General features: G+C 70.2%; 16 protein-coding genes. 8 read left to right on the top strand and 8 right to left on the bottom strand.

Annotated elements, in window-relative coordinates; translation table 11 throughout:
* The first annotated feature begins 112 nt into the window (after positions 1–112).
* Together UIS43_RS20840 and UIS43_RS20835 are read left to right on the top strand one after the other, a co-directional pair.
* Positions 113–1,006, top strand: coding sequence for an immunity 49 family protein (locus UIS43_RS20840; RefSeq protein WP_370011390.1), 894 nt, complete (start codon positions 113–115; stop codon positions 1,004–1,006).
* A gap of 270 nt (positions 1,007–1,276) precedes the next feature.
* A complete protein-coding gene (locus tag UIS43_RS20835; RefSeq protein ID WP_370011388.1) occupies positions 1,277–1,744 on the top strand; it encodes a hypothetical protein in 468 nt (155 codons plus the stop codon).
* A 19-nt stretch (positions 1,745–1,763) separates the two neighbouring features.
* Here UIS43_RS20835 and UIS43_RS20830 read toward each other — a convergent pair whose 3' ends face one another.
* Entirely contained in the window at positions 1,764–2,147 is a 384-nt protein-coding gene (locus tag UIS43_RS20830) for a hypothetical protein (RefSeq protein WP_370011386.1), read from the bottom strand.
* Positions 2,148–2,158: 11 nt separating this feature from the next.
* Complete coding sequence (locus UIS43_RS20825) at positions 2,159–2,605, bottom strand: ATP-binding protein (protein ID WP_370011384.1); 447 nt, start codon at positions 2,603–2,605, stop codon at positions 2,159–2,161.
* A gap of 336 nt (positions 2,606–2,941) precedes the next feature.
* Here UIS43_RS20825 and UIS43_RS20820 point away from each other — a divergent pair, with 336 nt between their 5' ends.
* From UIS43_RS20820 to UIS43_RS20795, 6 genes are all read left to right on the top strand, one after another.
* On the top strand, positions 2,942–3,766 hold the full coding sequence (locus tag UIS43_RS20820; RefSeq protein WP_370011382.1) for a helix-turn-helix domain-containing protein: 825 nt from the start codon (positions 2,942–2,944) through the stop codon (positions 3,764–3,766).
* Positions 3,753–3,938 carry a DUF397 domain-containing protein gene (locus UIS43_RS20815; protein ID WP_370011380.1) on the top strand — a complete coding sequence of 62 codons (186 nt, stop codon included), beginning with the start codon at positions 3,753–3,755 and terminating at the stop codon, positions 3,936–3,938. The genes UIS43_RS20820 and UIS43_RS20815 overlap by 14 nt, the downstream gene beginning before the upstream one ends.
* 207 nt (positions 3,939–4,145) lie before the next feature.
* Entirely contained in the window at positions 4,146–4,703 is a 558-nt protein-coding gene (locus tag UIS43_RS20810) for a hypothetical protein (RefSeq protein WP_358170151.1), read from the top strand.
* Positions 4,700–5,206, top strand: coding sequence for an ATP-binding protein (locus UIS43_RS20805; RefSeq protein WP_370011376.1), 507 nt, complete (start codon positions 4,700–4,702; stop codon positions 5,204–5,206). Before UIS43_RS20810 ends, UIS43_RS20805 begins: the two co-directional genes overlap by 4 nt.
* Before the next feature lie 596 nt (positions 5,207–5,802).
* Positions 5,803–6,690, top strand: coding sequence for a sigma-70 family RNA polymerase sigma factor (locus UIS43_RS20800; protein ID WP_370011374.1), 888 nt, complete (start codon positions 5,803–5,805; stop codon positions 6,688–6,690).
* Between the two features lie 289 nt (positions 6,691–6,979).
* Positions 6,980–7,681, top strand: coding sequence for an FMN-dependent NADH-azoreductase (locus tag UIS43_RS20795; RefSeq protein ID WP_071621192.1), 702 nt, complete (start codon positions 6,980–6,982; stop codon positions 7,679–7,681).
* A gap of 50 nt (positions 7,682–7,731) precedes the next feature.
* Here the strand turns inward: UIS43_RS20795 and UIS43_RS20790 are convergent, their stop codons facing one another.
* The 6 genes from UIS43_RS20790 to UIS43_RS20765 form a co-directional block, all read right to left on the bottom strand.
* The gene (locus tag UIS43_RS20790; protein WP_013156022.1) at positions 7,732–9,357 is read right to left on the bottom strand and encodes an NAD(P)/FAD-dependent oxidoreductase; all 1,626 of its coding nucleotides are present in this window, start codon (positions 9,355–9,357) and stop codon (positions 7,732–7,734) included.
* A gap of 206 nt (positions 9,358–9,563) precedes the next feature.
* A complete protein-coding gene (gene phzG, locus UIS43_RS20785) occupies positions 9,564–10,202 on the bottom strand; it encodes a phenazine biosynthesis FMN-dependent oxidase PhzG (RefSeq protein ID WP_013156021.1) in 639 nt (212 codons plus the stop codon).
* 18 nt (positions 10,203–10,220) lie between these two features.
* Positions 10,221–11,087 (bottom strand): PhzF family phenazine biosynthesis protein, encoded by an 867-nt coding sequence (locus UIS43_RS20780; RefSeq protein ID WP_370011372.1) that lies wholly within the window; start codon positions 11,085–11,087, stop codon positions 10,221–10,223.
* Positions 11,084–13,003 carry an anthranilate synthase family protein gene (locus tag UIS43_RS20775; protein ID WP_370011371.1) on the bottom strand — a complete coding sequence of 640 codons (1,920 nt, stop codon included), beginning with the start codon at positions 13,001–13,003 and terminating at the stop codon, positions 11,084–11,086. Before UIS43_RS20775 ends, UIS43_RS20780 begins: the two co-directional genes overlap by 4 nt.
* On the bottom strand, positions 13,000–13,623 hold the full coding sequence (locus tag UIS43_RS20770; protein WP_013156018.1) for an isochorismatase family protein: 624 nt from the start codon (positions 13,621–13,623) through the stop codon (positions 13,000–13,002). Before UIS43_RS20770 ends, UIS43_RS20775 begins: the two co-directional genes overlap by 4 nt.
* A gap of 29 nt (positions 13,624–13,652) precedes the next feature.
* Positions 13,653–14,828, bottom strand: a complete 1,176-nt coding sequence (locus tag UIS43_RS20765) for a 3-deoxy-7-phosphoheptulonate synthase (protein WP_041553392.1) — start codon at positions 14,826–14,828, stop codon at positions 13,653–13,655.
* Between the last annotated feature and the right edge of the window lie 2 nt (positions 14,829–14,830).

The raw sequence follows: 14,830 nt of genomic DNA, 5'->3' as shown, positions 1-14,830 counted from the left end.
GACGCGGCCGAAGAAACCCCGTTTCATACCCGTGGCGATGAACGGCTACGGGCGGAGTAAGCAGTTCGGCGAGCCTCTGTCACCAGATTTTCGACTTGTCCGAGAAGGCTTCATGAACACTTATGTGCCCCGGCACGACCTGAACCGCGAGCCCGAGGAAGAGATTTGGGAGCTGAACAAGCTCAATCGCGAAGCTTGGTCGGCTCGGTTGGACACCGAGGACGCCAGCACCATCTACTTCTCCCTGACCACGCTCTACCTGAACGCGATGTACAGCGTCCATTCGGACCCTGATGCGGCCAGGCTCGACACCTGGGAGGCCTGGACCACAGCGATGCAGATGCACCACGCCATGTTCGCGATGACCACCAACCCACCGGGCACCGAACTCGAACTCATGGTCAACCACCAGGTTCGACACCCCCAAGCCACCGGGCCGCGTTACTGCACCAACGCCAGCAACTGGCTCACGGCTTTCTTCCTCGCCGTCGTCTGCCGCGACCAGCAGCGCTACCGTCAACTGTGCGAGATCCCCGTCGACCGCCTGCGCGAGGCCGGGGAGAGCGAAGGAACCCAGTACAACCCCTTCACCTACCACTGGATCTCCGCCCTCCAGGCCTTCGTCCTCAACCGCCCCGGCCTGGGTGAGGAATTCCTGGCCGCGATGGAACTATCCGCCCCCGACCGAGTGGACATCGGCTCACCCGAGCTGATGGAGATGATCGTCTTCCCCCCGATGAACACCTTCCTGCGCCTGGTCGAGCGCGACACCGAGAAGTTCAACGACGCCCTCGCCCAAGGCCTGGAGCTATTCCGCACCTACCAGACCTCCGACGCCGAACGCACCAGAGACATTGAAGGGGTCGTGTCCCTGCCCCTGCTCGCCCTGGCCTGCCTGGCCTACGACACCCATCAGGTCGACCCGGACTTCCGCCTGGAGGTCGAGTCCGGCTACCTACCCAAACACCTCGTACAGCGATCCTGGTACGGCGAGTTCCCCGTCTAAGAACCTACGGCGGAACCCGGGAGCCCCGACAGGGCAGGAACTGCACCACTTCCCCGCCCCGAGGAGAACGTACCGGAACGGCACGCGTAGAAGGTGTGCAGCACTGGCGGGGACTCCACATAAGCAGTGCCCAGTGGCAGTATCAGTCCCATCACGTACTGGCCTCGCCACCGGCGCGCGGCGTGGCGAGAGCGTGATGGCGCACCCGGTGTCCGACCCCGCCGTTACCCTCACGCACAGACGCCATGACCACCGCGAAAGCGAGACCCGATGCTCGGTCCCTATACCAGGAAGGGCGGGCTCAGCCCGGAGGAGCAGCAGGAGATCCTCGTCCAGATCGGTAGCCGTATCCTCAGCGAGGCACCGGAAGGATGGAAGAGCCTGACCTACCGGGTCCAGACCGCCATCGAGCACGCAAGCAGCGAACTCATCGTCGAGTTCGGGGACGGTACCAGTCGCCGAAAATTCCCTCCCGCTGACATCAGTCTCATACGAGACAAACTCAGGGCGGGAATGTACCAGGAGGGCAAGGGCACCTGGTTCTCCTTCGAGTACGTCATCACCCCGCCCGGCAGGTTCAACGTCACCTACAACTACGACGAGGACCCCGGCATCACCTTCCCCACCGCCTTCGGCTTCACCAACGACCTGGTCTACTTCCCGCGAGACGAGGAGTACATGACCGACTGGCTCCGCGAGAAACTCCGGGAAGAAGCCGAGGGCCGCGCGATGGAGTAACCGGCGCGGGGACCGGTCATCAGTGCGCGGTCCCGTGTCCGTGGCCGCGTACCAACGCGCTCGGCGGGCGCGGCCGGGGGACCCCGACGGTGCGGCTGCCGTCGGCGGGCAGCGGGCACGGGTGGCGCATCGGGCGGATCGAGGACCACACGCACCCCGCGACCGGGCAGCTCCAGTAACCGCCGGCGGCCCCCGCCACCTCGCGTTCCACTTCCCGCAACCGCTCCACCAGCCCGGCCGGGGACGGCGCGGCCTGCCACGGCACGGCCTGCGGCCCCAGGTAGAAGGCCGTGTAGACCCGCATCGACGGACTCCACATGACCGTCCACAGCCGCCCGCACCGCCGGTCGAGCACCCGCGCGGTCTCGTACCGGTCCAGGTCGTCGGCGCGGTTCCAGCCCACCTCCGCCGCCCTCACTTCAGCGGGCGCGTGCGCGGCCGGTCCAGCTCGAACCACACCGTGGTGCGGCCCCCGTCGTGGAGGGTCCCCCAACGGCTGGATTCCGCGGCCACCATGCGCAGGCCCCACCCGCCCACGCCGCCGCTGGCCTCCCCCGCACCGCCACCTGTCCCACCCGCACCGCGCAACCCGCCCGCCCCTCCCCCACGGACCGGCACGACCGGGCGCAGGTGCGGCGAGGGGGCGTGCGCGTCGCGCGGGCCCTGGTCGATGACCTTGATCTGGACCCGGCCGGGGAACCGGTTCACGATCACGGTGACCTCGCCGCCCGCCTCCCCGCTGCGCGAGTGGGCGAGGGCGTTGTTGAACAGTTCGCTGGTCAGGGCCAGGGCCGTGTCCGTGAGCGCGTCCGGCAGCACCGCGCCCAGGCGCCTGCGCAGCACCCGCGCCTGATCGGGCACCCCCGGCAGTTTCAGCGCGTGGTTCGGGTGATGCTGCGATATCCGGCCCAGCACGATCGGCGCCCGTGCTTCGGAGTCGGTGACCCGCCGCGGCAACGGGTCGGGATGACAATTAGTACCGTTTTTACCAGGATTGATACGGATCACCACACCCACCTGAATTCCCTTTCCGCGCCGCCGCGACCACCGCAGCGCGCGGCACCACCATGAACAACGGCTCTTCGGGCGCGCCAGGGATATCACCGAACGGTCACACTTCGTCGTTCTCCGCCCTATCGGGTCGCGCCTGGGTCTTGCATGGGTGATGACGGTGATAGCCCGGACATGGGAGTCGTAATGGGCCGCAAGTTGGACCCCAAGCGCGTGCGCCTGGGAAAGAAGCTCAGGAGCGTTCGTGACTCGGTGGGGATGCAGCAAACCCAGGTCGCCCGGGCGTTGAAGGTGACGCAGTCCACCATGTCGTCCTGGGAGTGCGGCAAGCGCAAGCTGCCCGTCGAACAGGCCGAGAGGCTGGACGAGCTGTTCGGCTCCTCCGGTGCGATAAAGCAGGCCTGGAACACCGCGAACACGCCCGACGCACTACCGCCCTGGTACACCGAGGTCGGCCAGCTGGAGCGCGAGGCGGTCGAGCTGCGCGAGTACCAGCCGGTGATCTTCCCGGGGCTCGTGCAGTGCGAGTCGTACACCAAAGGCTTGCTCGCCGACACCGTCCCCTGGTTCTCCACGACGGAGGTCGAGAGGATGGTCGCCCTGCGCATGGAGCGTCAGGAGATCCTGACCGGCGAGAACCCGCCGCTGGTGTCGGTCGTGGTGGAGGAGGCCGTGCTCCATCGCAACATCAGGGGCGGCCGGAAGGTCCTGAGCGAGCAGATCGCGCGGGTCCTGACCCTGATCGACGAGGAGAGGATTCGCTTCCAGGTGGTCCCTGCTAACGCCGAGTGCCACCCGGGCGGTTCCGGGCCCTTCCGGCTCTACACCTTCCCCGACAAGCCCACGATCGCCTCCGCGGAGCACATGGAGGGCGAAGCACTCATGGATGACATGATGCCGGTGCAGCACTGCGCGACGCTCTTCGGCGTTCTCCAGTCGGAGGCGTTGTCGCCCCGTGCGAGCCTGGATCTGATCAGGAAGGTCAAGGAAGAACTCGATGGCAAAGCGTGAACCCCACTGGCACAAGAGCAGCTACAGCGGCGGATCGGGAAGCTGCGTCGAGGTAGCCGAGGGGCAGACGGTCCTCGTCCGCGACACCCAGAACCGCGAACACGGCCACCTCGACTACACCCCCGAGGCCTGGACCGCGTTCCTGAGCTGCACCTCCCTCACAAACTCCTAAAAACGGGACATAACAACGGCCGACCAGTATTCTGGTCGGCCGTTTTCTCATTTGCCCCCACATTACTCCCCAGTATTTTGGCATTCCACTCCCACCACCCCTTATCCTCTCTCTCGAACACACAACTCAAATGACCCCGCGACGACTAAGTACCGTCCGGGGCCGTGGCCAGCAACTTCGAGACCTTTAACCAAAGGAACTGCTAGCATGCGCCAGTTTAGCGCTGCCCTTCTCAGCCGTGCCCTCGGCCCGCTGATCGCCTTCCTCTCCGTCCCCTGCGGACGCCACTCCACGGTGGCCGGTCGCCGCCGACGCCGCTCCGCCCGCGTCCGCCGCTACGTTCGCGAGGCCCCGCCCGTCTCCGCTTCCGAGCCCGCCATACCGAGGCTGGTTCCCGCCCGCGAGGTCATCCCGGCCGAGGACGTGGCCCTGGTCCGCCCCTACTTCGCCGCCCACGAGCGCCTGACCGCTTCCGCCGCGCCCCGCGTTCCCGCGCCCCGCAGCGCCGAACCCGCTCCGGAGACGGACGAGGTCCGGCGCGCGTTCGCCCTCGTCCAGGAACGCGCCGCCGCGCTTGTCCAGCAGTGGCGGGACGACCCCGGCGGCGACCTGCTCGGCGAACCCGCGCCCCGCTTCGGCGTCGTGCGCCCCGCCGGGCCCGCCGATCCCACCACACCCGCCAAACCCGACCGCTACGCCGAGTGGGGCGAACTGGCCTCCCTCATCCGGGTCTGGGACGAGCAGCGACAGGGGGTTCCGGCATGACCGCCTCCGGCCTCGACTCCGCCGTCCGCCGCGCCCACGTCCACTGGGAGCACCGCGTCTACCCCGGTGCGCTGTCCCGGCTCGCCGAGGTCCGCGCCGACCTGGCCCGCGACCTGGCCGGGTTCGATCCCGACCTGGTGGACACGCTCACGCTGGTCACCAGCGAACTGTTCGCCAACTGCTGCAAGTACACCGATTCGGGCCGCTCCGGCGGCGAGGTCCTGCGCGCACTGTCGATGCCCGATGCGGCCACCCTGCGTGTGGGCCTGTCCGACTGCGGCGGCGGGGGCGGCGTTCCGGCCGTCCCGCACCAGCGCACGGCTGACGAGTGGAACTGGGCCGAGGGCCAGCGCGGCCTGCTCCTGGTCGAGAACCTGTCCGCCGCCTGGGGCCACTACCGCCTCGCGCCCTGGGCCGACCTGGGCACCCACGTGTGGGCCGCCTTTCCCGTGGACCCCGCCGCCGTGCCGCCCGGCCTGCGCCCCTTCGTGTTCACCCGCTGACCGGTCCCGGGGGCGGGCCGCCGCGCGATCCGCCCCCGGACACGCCGCGCTTCTGCGGCAGGGAGTTCCACGCCGACGAGTGGGCCACCGGCGTCCACCACCACACGCCGCACGGCTGGCTCCGCGTGCACTCCCACGCGGACCGTACACACCGCACCCACCGTGCCAGCGGGGAGCCGCACACCCGTGTCGCCGGAGGCGGGAATCCGGCGCGCACCGCGGCCGCATAAACACGCTGTAGTGCGCGAATACTCCAGCGGCGATCCCTCATGTGACACCCCTCTTCACCCGTTTAGGATGAAGAGGATCAGCCCGAAGCGGCCGGAATCCCCACCGTCCCACGCACCCGAATCACGATCCCCCGAGTACGACAGTCCTGCCGGAACCGACCGCGTATCCGCTGCTCACACCGCCCGGAGCCGGGAGCGGGGCCGGGCTGGCGGCACCAGGAGGGAAGCCAGGACGACCACCCCTGCCCCGCCACGAAGCACTAATTCCACCCATACCGGTAATTCAATGCCTACAGCCGCATTCTTCTTTTATCGCGCTTTCGAAACGCGCCTGCGCAGCGGCCACGGACGAAGGAAAGGTGAACGATGAACGGCCAGATCGAGCTGGCGGATCACTTCGAACGCTCCCGTAGACATCTGCGCGGAGTCGCCTTCCGCATGCTCGGGTCGGCCGCCGAGGCGGACGACGCCCTCCAGGAGACGTGGATCCGGGCGTGCCGGGGGGACTTCGGCGAGGTCTCCAACATGACGGGGTGGCTGACCACGATCGTCGGACGCGTCTGCCTCGACATGCTGCGCTCGCGCAGGAGCCGCCGCGAGGAGTTCATGGACGTCAGCGACATCGAGCCGCTGCTCGCCCACGACCGGGGCCCGGACCCCGAGGGCGAGGCGGTGCTGGCCGACTCCGTGGGCCTGGCCCTGCTCGTCGTGCTGGACAGGCTCAGCCCCGCCGAGCGCGTCGCCTTCGTCCTGCACGACCTGTTCGCCGTCCCCTTCGCCGAGATCGCCGAGATCGTCGAGCGCACCCCGACCGCGGCCAAGAAGATGGCGAGCCGGGCGCGGCAGAGGGTGCAGGGCACCACGAGCGTCCCCGAACCGGACCTCACACGGCGGCGCGAGGTCGTGGACGCCTTCCTCGACGCCTCGCGCGCGGGCGACCTGGACGGCCTGCTCAAGGTCCTGGCCCCCGACGTCGTGCGGCGGGCGGACCCGCAGGCCCTCCGGCTGCGCGAGCCCGCGGTGCTGCGCGGTGCGCGCCAGGTCGCCGGGGAGACCGCCAACAACGTCCGCAGGACCCGCTTCGCCCGTCCCGCGCTCGTCAACGGCATGCCCGGGGCCGTCGTCGCCCCCGGCGGTCGGCTCCTGTTCGTGCTGGAGATCACCGTCCGCGGCGACCGCGTCAGCGGGATCGAGATCATCGGCGCCCCGGAGCGCCTGCGGGAGCTGGAGATCTCCGTGGCCGACCCGGCGTAGCGGTGACCCAGCGCACACCAGCCGCGACGTCCGCCGACCGGGCCCTGGCCCGGCGGGCGGGCGGCCGCGGCGGTGTCGGCGCTGCTCGCGACGTCTTTCCCGAACCGTCCGACGATCCCCGTCCCCTCCCGCCGGTCACTTTCCCCCGTCGCTCTCCGTCATAGGGGTAGGAGCACTCAGCGACGACATCCACGGGGGACGAGTCGCGTGCCCCACCGCATCCGCACACGGACCCCGCGCCCGGAGCCGCGCGGGACACGACGGCCACGCGCCGAACGGGGGAAGAACGATGACGTCTTTGCTGCACCTGGACTCCAGCCACTCGGACCACTCGGTGAGCAGGTACCTCACCGGCCTGTTCGCCAGGGAGTGGCGACGGCTGCACGGGGACGGGGGATACCGCTACCGGGACCTGGCCGCCGAACCGGTGCCGCTGGTCACCGCCACCTACTGCTCCTTCGCCCAGCGGGTGGAGAGGCGGGGCACCCTGCCGCTGACGGCGGTGACGGCCATGGCCGAGTCGCCGTCCGAGGAGCTGGAGTGGGCGGGAACCCTGCCCCTGATCGAGGAGGTCCTGGACGCGGACACCCTGCTGATCGGCCTCCCGATGTACAACTACACGGTCCCGGCCTCGCTCAAGGCGTGGATCGACAGGATCACCTTCCCCGGGGCCTTCAAGGACTCCCGCACCGGTGAGTCGCTGCTGCGCGACGCCCGGGCCGTGGTGGTCGCCGCGCGCGGAGGGGGCTACGGGCCGGGTTCGCCCAAGGAGGCGTTCGACTTCCAGACGCCCTACATGCGCATGTACCTGGAGGGCCTGGGCATCGCCGGCGGGAACGTGCACGTCGTCCACGCCGAGATGACCAGGGCCTCGGACGTCCCCGAGCTGGCGGAGTTCCAGGACATGGCCGCGCGTTCCCTGGCGGAGGCGGAGGAGCGGGTGACCCGCCTGCCCGCGCTGCTGGCGCCGCGCGAGCCCGCGGTGCGCTGACACGGGGCGGCGCCCGGTCGGCGGACCGAGCCGACCGGGCGCCGCCGCCGTCAGGCGGTCACCACCGAGGGGTTGCCCTTGAGCATGAAGCCCTCGTAGTCGGCCGCGGCCACGTCACCGAGCTTCTGGCGGTAGTTGCCGAGCCCCGCGAAGTAGAACAGGACCCGCTTCTTCTTGCCCGGGATGTTGGCCCCGAAGATCCAGGAGTTGACCTTGGGGAACAGGGAGTGGTCGGCGATCTGCGTGCACAGCTCGGTCCAGCCCTCCTCCGCCTCCGGGGTCGGCTCGATGGAGGTCAGGTCGCGCTCCTCCATCATCCGGACCAGGTCGGTGATCCACTCGACCTGGGTCTCGATGGCCGTGGGCAGGTTGCTGAAGACGCTGTTGGGGCCGTAGACCATGAACATGTTGGGGAAGCCCGAGACGTTGACCCCGAGGTAGCTGGCGGGCGTGTCCCCCCAGTGCTCCTCGATGGTCACGCCGCCCCGGCCGCGGATCTCCATCTGCCGGTAGCTGCCCTCGACGGCCTCGAAACCGGTCGCGAAGACGACGACGTCCAGCTCGTGCTCCACCCCGTCCTCGGTCACGATCCCCGTGGGGGTGAACTCCCGGATCGGGGTCTCCTTGAGGCTCACCAGGCTGACGTTGTCCCGGTTGTAGGACTCGTAGTAGTCCTCGTTGCAGACCGGGCGCTTGGCGTAGTAGTCGGTCGGCTGGAGCTTGCGGGCGGTCTCCGGGTCCTTGACGATCTCCCGGATCTTGGACCGGATGAAGTCGGCCGCCGCCTCGTTGGCCCTGGGGTCGAAGATGATGTCGGAGAAGGTGCCGAACATGAAGCGGAAGCCGTTGCCCCGGTCCCAGTTCTCCTGGAAGACGCGTCGGCGCTCCTCCTCGGAGACGCTCATCGCGGCGATCTCGCTCTCCTCGAAGCCGCACGCCACGCGGGACTTCTTGGCCTGCTCCCAGACCTGGTCGTAGCGGCCGCGCAGGTCGGTGAAGTAGGCCTCGTCCACCTCGGCGTTGCCCGAGGGCACGTTGTACTGGGGGGTCCGCTGGAACACGGTGAGCTGCCCGGCCACCTTCGAGGCCGCGCAGATGAACTGGGTTCCGGTGGAGCCGGTGCCGATGACGCCGACCCTCTTGCCCTCGATGTCGAGGTCGTCGGGCCAGGAGCCGGTGTGGACCAGGCGGCCCTGGAAGCTGTCGCGGCCCTTGAAGTCGGGGAAGTGGGAGGTGGACAGCGGTCCGAGGGCGGTCACCACGTAGCGGGCGGTGAGGGTCTGGCCGTCGCTGGTGGTCGCGGTCCACAGGGCGGCGGCCTCGTCGTAGACCAGCGTCTCGACGCCGGTGTTGAGCTGGATGTCCCTGGCGAGGTCGTGCCGCTCCACGACCGCCTCCAGGTAGCCCAGGATCTCCGCCTGGGACAGGTAGCGCTTCTTCCAGGTCCACTCCCGCAGCAGGTCGCGGTCGAAGGAGTACTGGTAGATGAAGCCCTCGCTGTCGGACATGGCGCCGGGGTAGCGGTTCCAGTACCAGGTGCCCCCGACCCCGCCCGCCTTGTCGAAGGCCCGGACGGACAGGCCCAGTTCGTTGCGGAGCTTGTGCAGCGCGTAGATGCCGGCGAACCCGGCACCGACGACGATCGCGTCGAGATCGGTGTTCTTCGCGTTGGTCACGGGACAGTTCCTCACGATTGTGTAGGGAAAGGGATGGTGTTCGAGCGGGGGTGGGTTCCGGGCCCCCGGCGGGGTAGAGCCGGGGGCCCGGGACGCCGGGCTGGGGCAGGGGCCCGCGTCGTCGGTGGGGGCGCCGGGCCGGGGAGAGGGGCCCGCGTCGTCGGGGAGGGACGGCGGTGGACGCCGTGGGGCGGGTCGGGGACGGCTCAGGGCTGGAGCCGCACGACCTCCCAGCCGTGCGGTGTGCGGTCGTAGCGCAGCCTGCGGTGCAGCCGTTCGCGGTCGGCGGCCCAGAACTCGACCGTGTCCGGTTCGAGGCGGTAGCCGACGAACCGCTCGGGTCTGGGCAGGGAGTGGCCGCCCTCCTCCGCCAGCCGCCGGGCCCGTTCGAGGAGGCCGGGCACGTCGTCGAGGGGCTCGCTCTGCCGGGACGCCGTCGTCATCGGGTACAGCTGCGGCGGCCGGGCGGCCCAGAGCCGGTCCGACTCCGCCTCGGGCAGCGTCTCCACCGGCCCGGAGACGATCACCTGCTGGGCGGTCTCGCGCCAGTACAACAACCCGGAGGCCCAGCCGGTGGCCGCGATCTCCCTGCCCTTCTGACTGCTGCTGTGGGTGGTGAAGACCAGGCCCCGGTCCGACACGTCGATGACGGCGACCATCCGGTTGGAGGCACGGCCCTTGGCGTCCGCCGTGGCCAGCGCCAGGGACAGCGGCTCCCGCACCTTCCTCTGCTTGGCCGCGTCGACCCACCGTCCGACCAGCCCCATGGGGGCGGCCGGAGGCGTCTCGTACTCGGGGAAGCCCCCTTCCATCTCACCGGTCAGAGTCTCGAACCTGCTGCTCACGCGTGCTCCCGCGACTGTCTAGACGTAGATGGTCCCGCTGGCGACGGTGACGCCGCTGCCCTTGACCCGGACCTCGGTGACGTGATCGCCGTTGCCTCTGGCACGGGCCCGCATCAGGGAGTGCCGCCCGATCTCCACGCCCTGGTGGATGTCGATCCACTGGCCGTACTGGGCGTGGCCGTGGCGGGCGACGTGGATGGCGAGCGGTCCCGCGGCGGACCCGGTCGCCGCGTCCTCGACCACCCCGTAGGCGGGGGAGAACATGCGGCTCCGCCAGTGCGTCCCGTAACCGGCGAAGCAGTTGGTCGCCATGTCGGGGAAGGCGGCCAGGGCACGGTGGTCGGGGTTGACCTCGGACAGCGCCGGGATGCTCCGCAGTCCGACGAAGACGTGCCGGGGGCCGTTGGTGTAGATCTCGACGGGGGTCTCCGGTTCGGGCACCCCGAGGGCGGCGAGCAGCTCCTCGACGCGGTCGAACGGCTCCCAGGTCGGGATCGGCTGCTCCATCGCGGCGGAGACCACCCTGCCGTCGGCGCGTTCGAGGTCGAAGTCCACGATCCCCATGGCCGTCTCCAGCCGGAGCCGGTCCTTCTCGGCGGAGTCGCCGAGGGCGACCGCCGTGCCGAGGAGGGGGTGCCCCGCGAAGGGCAGCTCGTTGACCGGGGTGAAGATGCGGATGTGCGCGTCGCCGCCCTGCTTGGGGGGCAGCACGAACGTCACCTCCGACAGGTTCATCTCCCGGGCGATGCTCTGCATGCGCGGGGCCGAGAGGTCCTCGGCCCCGAAGAAGACCGCGACGGGGTTGCCCGCCAGGGGCTTGTCGGTGAACGCGTCGACGACGACGTAGGAGTGCGCCCTTTCCAGGAGCGCCGGACTGCCGTTCATGCGCTCAACGTCCTTCCTATGAACGAGCCGAGGATGTGCGGGCCGTTCTGGGTGAGAACGGACTCGGCGTGGAACTGGAGGGAGGAGAAGCGCGGGCCCCGCAGGGCGTGCACCTCCCCCGAGGCGGGGTCGCGGCAGACCTCCACCGCGCCGACGCCGTCCACCTCGACCGTGTCCGCCTCCGACCAGGCCGCGAAGGTGTTGTAGAAGCCCACGCGCTGGCGGTCGCCGAAGAGGTCGACCTCCTTCTGCACGCCCTGGTTGGGCGAGGGGCGCCGCCGGATCGGGAACCCGAGCTCGGCGCTGAGGATCTGGTGGCTCAGGCAGACGGCCAGGAAGGGCCTGCGTTCGGCGAGCAGCGCCCGCGCCGCCGCCCGCATGTTGGCCATCTTCGGGTGCGCGGGGTCGCGCGGGTCGCCCGGACCGGGGCCGAGCACGACGAAGTCGTAGCCGTCGAAGGAGGGGACGTCGTCGTGGCGCACGACCGTGACGGACATGCCCATGTCGCGGCACTGGTGGTCGAGCATCGACGTGAAGGTGTCCTCCGCGTCGACGATCAGCGTCCGGCACCCGGCCAGCCCGGGGAACTCCGCGCCGCGCCGGTGGCCCTCGCCCAGCAGCCAGAAGTCGGCGATGTTGGCGTTGCGCCTGACCAGCGCGTCGCGGATGTCGGGATGGGTGTCCAGTCCCCCGGCCCCGCGGCTCTCCACCGCCGCGAGGAGACCGGCGGCCTTGGCGTGGGTCTCCGCCACCTCCGACACCGGGTCGGAGTGGCGGACGAGGGTGGAGCCGACGCCGATGGCCATCCTGCCGCGGTCGTCGATGTCGGCGGTGCGGATGAGGATCGACGAGTCCAGGGTCCGCTCGCCGGAGGCGTCGCTTCCGACGAGGGCGAGCACCCCGCTGTAGTAGCCGCGTCCGCCCGTCTCGTAGTTCTGGATGACGCGGCAGGCGTTCTCCAGCGGGCTGCCGGTGACGGTCGGGGCGAACATCGTCTCCCGGAGGATGTCGCGGACGTCGCGACGGGTCTCCCCCTCGATGAAGTACTCGGTGTGCGCGAGCCGCGCCATCTGCTTGAGGTGGGGTCCCGACACGTGCACGCCCGGCTCGCAGATGCGCGTCATCATCTTGAGCTCCTCGTCCAGGACCATGTAGAGCTCGTCCGACTCCTTCTGGTTGGCGAGGAAGTCCATGACCTCGGGCAGCGAGGGGCCCGAGGGGGGATAGCGGTAGGTGCCGCTGATGGGGTTCATGGTGGCGAGCCCCCGCCGGAGGGTGACGTGGCGCTCGGGGGTGGCGCCGACGAAGGTCCGGTCGCCGGTGTGGACGACGAAGGTCCAGTAGGCGCCCACCTCGACCCGGAGCAGCCGGCGGAAGACGGCCAGGGCCTTGTGCGGGGTGTACTCCCCGATGTCGGCGACGAAGGAGCGCCTGATCACGAAGTTCGCGCCCTCGCCCTCGCCGATCACCTCCTTGACCACCCTGCGGACGGTCTCGGCGTAGTCCTCGTCGTCGACGTCGAAGCGGCCGTCGGACAGGGCGACGGGCAGGTCGGGGATGAGGTCCAGGGCCCGTGAGACCGGCAGCGTCTCCTGGTCGGCCACCGTCATGACGAGCAGGGGCGCCTCGTCGTCGTTGCAGCCGAAGCCGCGCTCGGTGATCTGCCGGTAGGGGATGAGGGCCAGCACGTCGTGGCGCTCCGTGCCCCCGCCCCTCCCCGTCAGGTCGGGCAGGGGGATGTCGGCGGTCTCGGGGACGGCGGACACCTCGCCGGTCAGCACGTCCACGCGGCCGGGACCGTCGCCGCCGGAGCGCACGAGCAGGGCGAAGGGGGGTGGCCGCTCCGTCCCCAGGACGGTGCTCAGGAGTCCGTCCCCCTCCGCCCCGGCCCGTGGCGCCGTGTCCGGCGCGTTCACGCGAACACCTCCTTGGCCGGCAGCACGACCGCGCAGCGCTCGGCGGCGTACCGGACGGCCATGCGGTGGTAGTCGGCGTTGAAGTCGGCGACGGCGTCGGCGACCAGGAAGGTCTGGATGTCGTTGGTGTAGGCCTCGACCGCCGTCATCAGGACCCCGACGTGCGCGTACACGCCGCAGACGACGAGCTGGTCGCGCCCGGCGGCCCGCATCCGCTCCAGCAGGTCCGACTTGTGGAACGCGCTGTACCTGAGCTTGGTGAACATCCAGTCGTCGGGTGAGGGGGCCAGTTCGTCCACCACGAGCCTGTCCTCGGGGGACCTGCGCATGCCGGGTCCCCAGAAGTCCTTGAGGAGGCCGCGCTGTTCGTCGCTCATGCTGCCCGGCTGGGCCGTGTATCCCACGGGGACGCCGAGCCGGGCGCCGCGCTCGCGCAGGAGGGCGATGTTGCCGACCAGCTCGTCTCGCACCTGTTCGGGGAAGGGTTTGAGGAAGAAGCGCTGCATGTCGTGGACGAGGAGGACAGCGCGGGAGGGGTCGGGCACCCACTGGGCGGTGTTCTCGGGGAGGTCACCAGCGGCCGGGAGCGCGTAGGGCTCGATGACGGGGATACCGGGCATGTTCGTCCTTTCCGATCGGTTCCTACGGGTCAGTCGCTCCAGGCGGAGATCACCGAGACCGCCTGCCAGAGGGTGAGGCGGGGGTCGCAGAAGGTCGTGTAGCGCTCGCCGACCCGCGGGAACCCGCTCGGGTCGGTCACGCACTCGGTCACGTCGTCGGGTGTGGTCTCCAGGTGCAGGCCGCCGGGGACTCCCCCCGCCGACTCGACCGCGCGGACGAAGCCGCGGACCTCCTTCCTGAGGTCCTCCACGACCCGGGTCTTGTGGCCCTCCGGGGTCCGGACCGTGTTGCCGTGCATCGGGTCGCACAGCCAGATCACGGGGTGGCCCGCCTCGGCCACGGCCTCGACGAGCGGCGGCAGCCGGTCGGCGACCCGGTCGGCCCCCATCCGGGCGATCAGCGTCAGGCGGCCCGGCTCGCGCCGGGGGTCCAGCCGCTCGCAGAGGGCGAGCAGTTCGTCCTCGGCCATGGCCGGTCCGACCTTGCAGGCCACCGGGTTGGCGACCTCGGCCAGCAGGGCGACGTGCGCTCCCTCGATCTGGCGGGTGCGCTCACCGATCCAGGGCCAGTGGGTGGAGCCGAGCACCGGCTTGTCCGTCTTGTCGGTCTGCCGGAGCATCGGCACCTCGTAGTCCAGGACCAGTGCCTCGTGGCTCGTCCACACCGGCGGGTCGCTGGCGGGCCGGGCGAAGGAGCCGCGCCAGCCGAGGTGCTCCATCACGTCGCCCGCGGCCATGTAGCCGGTGAGCAGGCGCAGCGGGTCGGCCTTCCTGCTCTCGGGCGTCGGATCGGGGCCGTTGACCAGGTGGCCGCGGAACACCGGCAGCACCAGTTCGCCGACCTTCTCCGTGGGGCTGGAGCGGGGTTTGGCGAACTGCCCGCCGATGCGGCCCGCCCGCAGGACGGGCTTGTGGGTGATCATCCTGAGGGCGCCGGCCAGCATGTCGAGCAGGGCGGCCTTGCTGCTGACGTGTCTCGCGCTGGACTCCTCCGGGTCCTCGGCGCAGTCCCCGGCCTGGACGACCAGGGACCGGCCGAGGGCCACGTCGGCCAGGAGCGAGCGCAGGGCCAGCACGTCCTCGGCCCTGACGAGGGCGGGCCGGGAGGACAGCACGTCGGCCACCCTCCGGACCTGGGAGGCGTCGCTCCAGTCGGGCTGTTGCAGGGCGGTTCTGGACTCGATGTCGGGCATCACGTTGTCCACGC

The sequence above is a fragment of the Nocardiopsis sp. LDBS0036 genome (assembly GCF_041228755.1).
GTDB classification, from domain to species: domain Bacteria; phylum Actinomycetota; class Actinomycetes; order Streptosporangiales; family Streptosporangiaceae; genus Nocardiopsis; species Nocardiopsis dassonvillei.
The sequence above is the reverse complement of the archived record's forward strand: the minus strand, read 5'-3'. Positions and strand labels throughout refer to the sequence as shown.

Excerpts from the sequence above, each read along its gene's own strand:
- UIS43_RS20815 (WP_370011380.1), top strand. The coding sequence starts at position 3,753 with ATGGCAAAGCGTGAACCCCACTGGCACAAGAGCAGCTACAGCGGCGGA.
- UIS43_RS20795 (WP_071621192.1), top strand. The coding sequence starts at position 6,980 with ATGACGTCTTTGCTGCACCTGGACTCCAGCCACTCGGACCACTCGGTG.
- UIS43_RS20835 (WP_370011388.1), top strand. The coding sequence starts at position 1,277 with ATGCTCGGTCCCTATACCAGGAAGGGCGGGCTCAGCCCGGAGGAGCAG.
- UIS43_RS20810 (WP_358170151.1), top strand. The coding sequence starts at position 4,146 with ATGCGCCAGTTTAGCGCTGCCCTTCTCAGCCGTGCCCTCGGCCCGCTG.
- UIS43_RS20780 (WP_370011372.1), bottom strand. The coding sequence starts at position 11,087 with ATGAACGGCAGTCCGGCGCTCCTGGAAAGGGCGCACTCCTACGTCGTC.
- UIS43_RS20805 (WP_370011376.1), top strand. The coding sequence starts at position 4,700 with ATGACCGCCTCCGGCCTCGACTCCGCCGTCCGCCGCGCCCACGTCCAC.
- UIS43_RS20800 (WP_370011374.1), top strand. The coding sequence starts at position 5,803 with ATGAACGGCCAGATCGAGCTGGCGGATCACTTCGAACGCTCCCGTAGA.
- UIS43_RS20770 (WP_013156018.1), bottom strand. The coding sequence starts at position 13,623 with ATGCCCGGTATCCCCGTCATCGAGCCCTACGCGCTCCCGGCCGCTGGT.
- UIS43_RS20820 (WP_370011382.1), top strand. The coding sequence starts at position 2,942 with ATGGGCCGCAAGTTGGACCCCAAGCGCGTGCGCCTGGGAAAGAAGCTC.
- UIS43_RS20840 (WP_370011390.1), top strand. The coding sequence starts at position 113 with ATGAACACTTATGTGCCCCGGCACGACCTGAACCGCGAGCCCGAGGAA.